5 protein-coding genes and 2 tRNA genes are annotated in these 7,523 nt (G+C 61.6%); 4 read left to right on the top strand and 3 right to left on the bottom strand.

The window, feature by feature from the left end; genetic code table 11:
• Nucleotides 1-91: 91 nt before the first annotated feature.
• The gene (locus tag FJ398_24100; GenBank protein MBM3840979.1) at nt 92-1,123 is read left to right on the top strand and encodes an autoinducer 2 ABC transporter substrate-binding protein; all 1,032 of its coding nucleotides are present in this window, start codon (nt 92-94) and stop codon (nt 1,121-1,123) included.
• Here the strand turns inward: FJ398_24100 and FJ398_24095 are convergent.
• The 3 genes from FJ398_24095 to FJ398_24085 all read right to left on the bottom strand — a co-directional run bounded on the left by FJ398_24095 (nt 1,083) and on the right by FJ398_24085 (nt 4,764).
• Nucleotides 1,083-2,510, bottom strand: a complete 1,428-nt coding sequence (locus tag FJ398_24095; protein ID MBM3840978.1) for a hypothetical protein — start codon at nt 2,508-2,510, stop codon at nt 1,083-1,085. The two genes, FJ398_24100 and FJ398_24095, sit on opposite strands and share 41 nt — an antisense overlap.
• Nucleotides 2,511-2,519: 9 nt before the next feature.
• Entirely contained in the window at nt 2,520-3,812 is a 1,293-nt protein-coding gene (locus tag FJ398_24090; protein ID MBM3840977.1) for a twin-arginine translocation signal domain-containing protein, read from the bottom strand.
• Nucleotides 3,813-4,152: 340 nt separating this feature from the next.
• Nucleotides 4,153-4,764 (bottom strand): uracil-DNA glycosylase, encoded by a 612-nt coding sequence (locus FJ398_24085; GenBank protein ID MBM3840976.1) that lies wholly within the window; start codon nt 4,762-4,764, stop codon nt 4,153-4,155.
• Between the two features lie 612 nt (nt 4,765-5,376).
• Here FJ398_24085 and FJ398_24080 point away from each other — a divergent pair.
• The 3 genes from FJ398_24080 to FJ398_24070 all read left to right on the top strand — a co-directional run bounded on the left by FJ398_24080 (nt 5,377) and on the right by FJ398_24070 (nt 7,523).
• Nucleotides 5,377-7,272 carry a HEAT repeat domain-containing protein gene (locus FJ398_24080; GenBank protein MBM3840975.1) on the top strand — a complete coding sequence of 632 codons (1,896 nt, stop codon included), beginning with the start codon at nt 5,377-5,379 and terminating at the stop codon, nt 7,270-7,272.
• A gap of 39 nt (nt 7,273-7,311) precedes the next feature.
• Nucleotides 7,312-7,389: transfer RNA gene (locus tag FJ398_24075), tRNA-His, on the top strand.
• Nucleotides 7,390-7,446: 57 nt separating this feature from the next.
• Nucleotides 7,447-7,523 (top strand) — tRNA-Arg (locus tag FJ398_24070).

The raw sequence follows: 7,523 nt of genomic DNA, 5'->3' as shown, positions 1-7,523 counted from the left end.
GGTTCCGACGGTTCCTGGCGAAAATTGACATGGCCTCCCGCTTCCTATTAAGGTCGGCACGAACACAACTTTCGACTCGCCTTCATCGCTTATGCGCTTTGCTTGTGAAATCATTGCGTTCGCCGCTCTCGCGGGACTGTTGACCGGTTGCGGCGACCACAAAACCGCCGACTCCCCCGCCGCGCCGGCGCTGAAGATTTCCCCGGGCCGCTCCGTCATCGCCGTGCTCCCCAAGCTGGTGAACATCGATTACTTCGACGCCTGCAAACGCGGCGCCTCCAAAGCCGCGGAAGAACTGGGCGTCACTTTGATCTACGATGGCCCCACCGAACCGAGTGGCAGCGAGCAAAACAAGTTCTTCGACACCTGGATTCGCCAGGGCGTGAACGCCATTTGCGTTGCGCCGAACCAGCCGAAAACCATCGTGCGGTTCGTCGAAAAAGCGAAAGCCCAGGGCATCAAAGTGCTCACCTGGGACAGCGACGCGCCGGAGAGCGGGCGCGATTTGTTCGTGAACCAGGTCGATGAAAAAGTCCTGGGCGAAACCTTGATCGACGATCTGGCGCGGCAGATGGGCGAGGAAGGCGAATGGGCCATCGCCATTGCCAGCCTGGACGCCGCGAATTTGAATACCTGGCGCCGTTTCTCCGAAGCCCGCGCCAAGGAAAAATATCCGAAGCTGAAACTGGTCGCGACGGAGGTAACCAAGGAAGACGAGAATTTCGCCCGGCAAAAAGTCGAGACGTTGCTCAATGCCTATCCGAATTTGAAAGGGATCGTTGCGTTCGATTCCAATTCCGTGCCCGGCGCGGCCGAGGCGATCAAACGCGCGGGCAAAATCGGCAAGGTCGCGTTGACGGGCAATTCAACCCCGAACAAAATGCGGCCCTACCTCAAGGAAGGCGTGCTTCAGTCGTTCTATCTCTGGGACCCGCGCGCGCTCGGCGCGTTGACTGTGCGGCTCGCGAAAATGCTGGTGGATGGAAAACCGCCGGCGGACGGCCAGGATGTTCCCGGCCACGGCAAGATCACGCTCAGCCAGCAAGACCCGAAGACCGTTATCATGGCGGAGCCGATCCGCTTCACGAAAGAGAACATCGACAAATACGATTTTGGGATTTGAGCGTGTTTTGAAAATGGGTGGAACGGGCTACCAGGCCGTTTTCGGCGGCAACTTGCCGCCGAACATTGCGGCAGGCTGGTAGCCTGCCGCAACAGGCCAGTGGCCTGTTCCAAATCCACCAATCCATGTCTTTGCCCTGGCAAGCCTGGCACGTGCCGCCCAGGCGCACTTCATCCATGTTCAGGAGAACGCGGCGGGGTTTGAGGTGCTCGGCCAGGAGTTTCGCTTCATGATCCCAGATTTCGTAAAGCTCCGGCTCGGCCATGCAAATCGTCACTTGCGAATCGTGAATGACCATCGGATGAAACCAACCGACCCGCAGCCGCACCCCTTCGCGAATCCGCGAACCCGGCGGAAGCCGCAGCGCCGGCGCCGGACGATCTACGTTCCAGAAACTGAAGTCCGGGTCCTGAAGCGGCGCATAGTCCCGGCCTTCTTCAAAGCTCATTGAGCCGTCCTCGCTCTGCACCGTCACCGGTGTGCCGGGGCGCCGCAGAACGTTCAACGGGCCGGCTTCTTCGACCGTCCAATCGTCGAGCCAGACCTGGCCTTCTCGTCCGCCCCACAAACCCGCGTAGAGCCGAACCGATTCGAGATTGAGGCTGTTGAAGACCAGGGTGAGTTTTCGCCAGTCGGTCGTGGACGCGAGGTTGAACGTGCGCGGCGCGAGTTGGCGATTGCCCGCCAGCGCTTGAATGCGGAACGCGCTCACCGGCTTGAGGTCCTTCGTCTTGACCCAAACGCTCACGCGATAACTCCGGTTCGGGCGAACGCGGATTTCCTGCATCACGCGCGCGTTGCCGTTGGGATGAGCTTTGAAATTCTCCAACCGCAACGCCGCCTCTCCGCTGCGCTTCACCGTCGCGTCCGAAAAACTGATCACGCGCGGCTCGTCCTGGAGATTGAACCCTTTGAATCGGTGATCGGCCGATTCCTCAAACCCGCCGTTGGCCAGCGCAACCGTCGGGTCTGGCGCGAAGCGCGCGCGGTCTTGCTCGGCGAGGAAGAGGGCATCCTTCACCGGCAAACCTTCGGCCAACTGGCGATTGTGCGACAGCGATCCGCCGCCGTAGCCGACCGAGAAAACGCTGGGGATCAGTTCGAGGCCGTTGCGCTCGCAAGCGTCTTTCACTTCGCGCAAGCGGCGGAAGTAATCGGGCGGCTGCTTGCACAACGAATCGAGGCTCGCTGAGAGCACCGCGCCGTTCAGGCCGCTCTTGGCCGCTCTCGTGAGGACGTTGGTCACGTCGGTGACGTCGGCGTCTCGCCGGAGATTCCAGCCGAACACCCAGACGAAACGGTCGGCATACGGCGCGGCTGTGGCGACCGGCTCCGTGGCAAGCCAGGCCGCCGCGAGCATGACTGAGGCAATCACTTTCCGTGACATGTTGCTCCGTTAGTTGACGCTCACCTCGCGCCGATTCGGTTGGTCCCGTTTCCAAATGATCTCTTTCGTGGAGGTTCGGCCGTCAGACAACTGAGCGGTGACACGATGCGCGCCGAAAAAAGCCCGGATCGCCGCTTCACCGTGCTGATTTGTTCGCGACTCGGCTTTGGTCCACCATTCGTCTTTCAAGAGTTTCATCAGCCGTTCATAGGCCGGTTTGGGCGACATATCTTTGCGGAGCCAGCCGGCGGCAGCGCCTTGCCATGCGCCTTCGTCTGCGAAATCCCACCACGTCAACGCCTCCACCGCCGGGTGCGCGAACAACATCGTGTAAAACTTCGGCACGTACTCGGCCTGCGCCGCTTCGCCTTCAGGCGTCGTGGCGGCCCATCGCCCTTTCTCCGCGCGCGGGCCGCTGCACACGTCCCAAATCTTGCGCAACGGCCAGCCGCCGCCGTGCATGTGGCTCTGAATGCCGATGGCGTCGAACAGCAGTTTTCCGTCCTCGCGCAACTCTTCGAGGATTTGTTGGAAGGGCGGATCGGTGCGGTAATCGTTCACCAGAAGCAGCGCCCGCGGGTTGGCCGCGCGCGCGATTTTCAAAGCTTCGGCGGTGTACGGCACGGCGCCCATGGCCATCGCGCGTTCGCCGGTGCGCGTCTTGAATCGACCCAGGTGCGTCGGCTCGTTGACGACGTCCCAGATGTCAATGCGTCCGTGGAACCGCTCGACGATCTCGCGGACGCGCGCGTTGGACAGCGCTCGAATCTCGGCGAAATCCTGCGGCAGCCATTTGGGGTCCGCGTAGTCCCAGACCAAAGGATGCCCTTTGCAGGTGATGCCATGCTCGCGGCACCAGGCGGTGACTTTGTCCGTGTAATCGTAGATCGGTTTGCCGCGCTCCGGCTCGTAGTACGGCCAGTAAAAACCGAGCGTGGCGTAGTTGAGCAACGAAGCGAAGCGGCGGCGATATTCCTCTTCGCGCTCCGGATCGCGGATGCGGCCAAACATGAAAAAATTGCAGCCGAAAAGGAATTGGTGCCGCGTCTGCTCCAGCTTAAGGATCGCATTTGCGATCGGTTTGCCGCTGGCGTCGCGCACGACAATGACGCCGTCCCCTTTGCGATGTTTCTCAATTTGTTCTTTGGCGCGCGAGAGGAGCTCGGCTTCGTCCGCAGTGGAATTCGGTTCGGCGCCCCTGAGGCCTGGAGCGGCCAGCCAGCATGCGCCCGCGCCCGAAGTTTTGAGAAAAGTCCTTCGATTCATATCCTGCCAATCGTATTCGAGATTGCGGAACAGCATGGCGGCGTGCCGGGCCGCGAGCTTTGACGGAGGTCAACAGCGTTTCACCGCGATCGTACTTTGGGACCACGAACCGGTAGGGACGCGTTCCACCGCCTCGGCGTATGGCTCTCGATTGTGGAGTACTGTCAGGGACGGAGTGGAATCCGTCCCTGCCAGGTTCAGGGGAAGCCTGCTTGGTTTCAAAACCATGCACTCGGCCCTTGAACTCGGTAGGGCGAGTCCGTCCCGGCGAGCCGCTCCGACGTACGTGGAACACGTCCGACTCGGCTCGCTGGGGACAGGCTCGCCCTACCGTCCGGTTCATGGGAAGAAAGGATGAAGAACCCACTGTCCCGTGCTAACCACTCCCCTTCAAAAAGTAATTCCGTTGTTTCTCGGTGATCGGGACGTTCAGTTTTTCGAGGACCTTGAGCATGTCCTCCCACACTTGCCGCTTCACCGCCAGGGATTCGTTGCGCAAAAGATACGAGGGATGAAAGGTGGGCATGACCGGCACGCCGCGAAATTCCTGGAACTGTCCGCGGAGCCTGGAAATGCCTTCGGTCCGGCCTAGCAATCCTTCGACCGCCGTCGCGCCCAGCGCCACGATGACCTTCGGCTGAATCAGATCGATTTGCTCCAGTAGATAAGGCGAGCACGTCTGCATTTCTTCCGGCGTGGGCTTGCGATTGCCGTACGCCTGGTCCGGTGTGTCCGGACGGCACTTCAGAATGTTCGCGATGTAGACCGTGTCGCGCGAAAAGCCCATCGCCTTGATGATCCGCGTCAGCAACTGTCCCGCCGCGCCCACGAACGGTTCGCCTTGCGCGTCTTCGTCCGCGCCCGGAGCTTCCCCGACAAACATGAGCGGACAATGGATGTCGCCGACGCCAAAGACGACGTTCTTTCGCGACTGAGCGAGGTGCGGGCATTTCCGGCAAACGAGAGCGCGCTCGCGCAGCGCCGCCATAGCCGCGGCCTTGGCCTGCTGGGAAGCGGCGGCAGTTTCCGAGGCGTGCCCAGGGAAATCCCCCTCACCCGCCTGCGTGGCCGAAGCCACTTCGGCGTGGCGAAGGCCCGTCGCTCGGACACCCTCTACAGTTGGGTAAGGACGCGTTCCACCGTGTCCCTGGAATTGTTCTTTCGATGGTTGAGCAAGGTCAGGGACGGAGTGGAATCCGTCCCTACTCGGTTCATCGGAAGCTCCCTTGGTGTCAGAACCGTCGGGATGGCGGGGCCGCTTCGTCCCCGCCGGATCAACGGAGGCGCGGCTGCGCGGCTGCGCAGCCCTATTTGCGGCCAGCGCATCCAGGGCGGCTAGAGTATGCGGCGCAACGGGCAAGAACCGCACGCCTTGCTCCTTCAACTCATTCAGATGGCACAGAAGTCCTTCCACAAGCGCATCCCAATCCGTTTTCATGGGCGGAATGATACGACGTGGCGAGCGGCAAATTCGACAACTTTTGCACGCTTGACTTGGGATTCTGGGGTGCGCTTATTGGTTAAGGTTAGATCATTTTCTCGCCGATTATTGGATCAGACCGAACCGGTCCAAGAAGCGTGAATCAACGGAAAGAACGGAATGCTCTGGTGGACATCGCGTCAGCTTAAGGATGACGATTGGAAAGTGCGCGAGGCAGCCGCGAAAAAACTCGGCGAGCTGCAGGATGCGCACTCGGTCGAATCGTTGATGGGCGCGCTCAAGGACCTCAACCCCCGCGTTCGTCAGGCGGCCGTCGCGTCGCTGGTGCGAATCGGCCCTCCCGCGGTCCGGTCGCTGGTTGCCGCGCTCAAAAGCAAGCACGCAGATGCGCGCCTGGCCGCCGCGTCCGCGCTCGCGCAAATCGGAACCCCAGCCGTCCGGCTTCTCGGCGCCATGCTTTCAGACCGGGACGTCACGCCTCGCGAGACCGCCGCCGCCGTTCTGGGACAAATCGCCACGGATGAGGCTTTGCGGGAGTTGCTGACGGCGCTGGATCACGGAGAATCCGGAGCCCGAGAATCGGCCGCCGCCGGCCTGGTGCGCATCGGCGCGCGGACGATCCCGCTGTTGATTGCGCGATTGAAGGAAAACAAGCCGCGCGTGCGCGAAACCGCCGCGGCGGCACTGGTCCGGGTTGGCCGCGCGGCCCTTAACCCGCTCATGGCCGCGCTCAAAGACAACGAGATGCGGGAAGCGGCGATCGAAGTGCTTTGGAAGATCGATCCGAACTGGGCGCAGTCCGCCGCGGCCAAAGAAGCCGTGACCGCCGTCATTGAAACGTTGAAGGGCGACGACGAGCGGCTTCGCCGGACATCGGCCACGGTGCTCGGCCAGGTGGGCGGAACTCGCACGCTGGAACCGCTCTTCGCTGCGCTCGCGGATCCAAACAGCAGCGTGCAAGAAGCGGCGGCTTCGGCTTTGGGCGAGATGGGCGATCCGCGAGCCTTGGCGCCATTGATCGCGGCCCTTCATCATGGAGATACCAAGGCTCGCCATGCCGTCTCCGCCGCGTTGGTCCGGATTGGCAATTCCATCATCGAACCGCTGGTGGAAGCGCTCAAGAGCAAGGATGCCTCGATTCGCGAGACGGCCGCAGCGGTGCTCGTGCGCGTGGGCCACTCCGTGGTGGAACCGCTCGTGGATGCTCTGTGGAAGATCGATCCGGACTGGGGGAAAGCTGAGGGTGTCCGGACGTCCGTGCCGCATTTCGTCTCCGCTTTGAAAGACGCCGGCGGCAACGTCTTCAAGAATCCCAAGGACGTCTTGCGCAAGATCGGCGATTCGCGCGTCATCAAACCGCTGGCCACGACGCTGAGGGAGATGCAAGACGGCCTGGGCAAGGCCGCCGTGTCGGTCGGCCAGGTCAAAGGCGCGCGCGATATCGATGCGCTATCTCAGGCGCTGGATAACGCCGAAGCCACCGTCCGAAAGTCCGCCCTCGACGCCCTGATAGAAATCGGAAAAGGCCCGGAAGAACCTCTCGTGGCGGCGCTGAGCAGCCGGAACCACGTGATCCGGCGCGCCGTGGCGCACGCGCTGGCCGGGCGGGGCGATCCCAGGTCGCGTGAAGTGTTGCGCTGCGATCTGGTGGACCCGTCGCCGCTCGTCCTCCTGGATGCCGCCGAATCGCTCCTCAACGTGGGCGATACGGTCATTGCCCAACCGCTGCTGAAACTGTTGAAGCAAGGAAAGAACGGCACGGCCGGAGCGGAGACCTTACGGCCCCACATGATTGACCGAATCCTGGGCCTGTTGAACGAGTTACTGGAATCGCACGCCGCAGAACTCGAACTGGAAGATCTGGAAGCGATTTCAGGATTCGATGATTCCGAGACTTCTGCTTTCGTGCCTTCCACCAAATTGGCGGCAGAAATCCGGGCGGCCGAAACCGCGGAGGCAGCGGAGTCCGAAGCTGGCGTGGATGGCTGGTCGCGGGCGAAAGAACTGGCTCGGCGCGAACAGCGGCGGCGTCGCGGCAAGGCGCTCAAGGCTTGACGCTCAGGGGAAACGAACCTAGTTTTCGGCCCCTGGTTGGTGGCTGTAGCTCAGCCTGGTTAGAGCCCCAGATTGTGGATCTGGTTGTCGCGGGTTCAAATCCCGTCAGCCACCCCATCCCGGATTTCAAATTTCAGATGATTTGAAATTATTTGAAATTTCAAATCCAAGGCTGCGTCCGTAGCTCAATTGGATAGAGCTTCTGACTTCGGATCAGAAGGTTGCAGGTTCAAGTCCTGCCGGACGCGCCA

It is taken from the genome of Verrucomicrobiota bacterium (assembly GCA_016871535.1).
GTDB lineage: Bacteria > Verrucomicrobiota > Verrucomicrobiia > Limisphaerales > SIBE01 > VHCZ01.
The sequence above is the reverse complement of the archived record's forward strand: the minus strand, read 5'-3'. Positions and strand labels throughout refer to the sequence as shown.

Bases quoted from the DNA above. Each gene is read 5' to 3' on its own strand.
- FJ398_24100 (MBM3840979.1), top strand. From the start codon at position 92: ATGCGCTTTGCTTGTGAAATCATTGCGTTCGCCGCTCTCGCGGGACTG.
- FJ398_24095 (MBM3840978.1), bottom strand. From the start codon at position 2,510: ATGTCACGGAAAGTGATTGCCTCAGTCATGCTCGCGGCGGCCTGGCTT.
- FJ398_24090 (MBM3840977.1), bottom strand. From the start codon at position 3,812: ATGCTGTTCCGCAATCTCGAATACGATTGGCAGGATATGAATCGAAGG.
- FJ398_24085 (MBM3840976.1), bottom strand. From the start codon at position 4,764: ATGGCGGCGCTGCGCGAGCGCGCTCTCGTTTGCCGGAAATGCCCGCAC.
- FJ398_24080 (MBM3840975.1), top strand. From the start codon at position 5,377: ATGCTCTGGTGGACATCGCGTCAGCTTAAGGATGACGATTGGAAAGTG.